This window comes from Oleiphilus sp. HI0066 (assembly GCF_001635725.1).
This window is the reverse complement of sequence record NZ_LWFH01000974.1, coordinates 1-413: the sequence shown is the minus strand read 5'-3', so window position 1 is coordinate 413 and position 413 is coordinate 1. Positions and strand designations below refer to the sequence as shown.

General features: G+C 49.4%; 1 protein-coding gene. It reads right to left on the bottom strand.

What is annotated here, in order from left to right; translation table 11 throughout:
- Positions 1 to 413, bottom strand: a 413-nt coding sequence (locus A3738_RS11040; protein WP_197473812.1) for a polysaccharide biosynthesis protein, incomplete at both ends; no start/stop codon positions are given.

Genomic DNA, 413 nt, shown 5'->3' with positions numbered 1-413 from the left:
ACCAAGCAAGCGATATTTCACGGCCACGCATAATACGCGAATGCGCGGTAGGCATCGGCTCATTACCGATCAAAAGCTCTTCATAAAGCTTCTCGCCCGGACGCAAACCAGAGTACTCAATCGCAATATCTCCGTCAGGGTTCGATTGATCTTTCAGCTCAAGCCCCATTAAACGAATAAGCTTAACGGCCAAATCATTAATCTTGACGCTCTGCCCCATATCCAGCAAAAACACATCGCCGCCCTCACCCATTGCGCCTGCTTGCAATACAAGTTGTGCGGCTTCTGGAATGGTCATGAAATAACGAGTGATATCAGGATGTGTGACGGTAACCGGCCCGCCCTGTTTGATTTGATCTCTGAACAAGGGAACGACAGAACCAGATGAGCCAAGCACATTGCCAAAACGCACC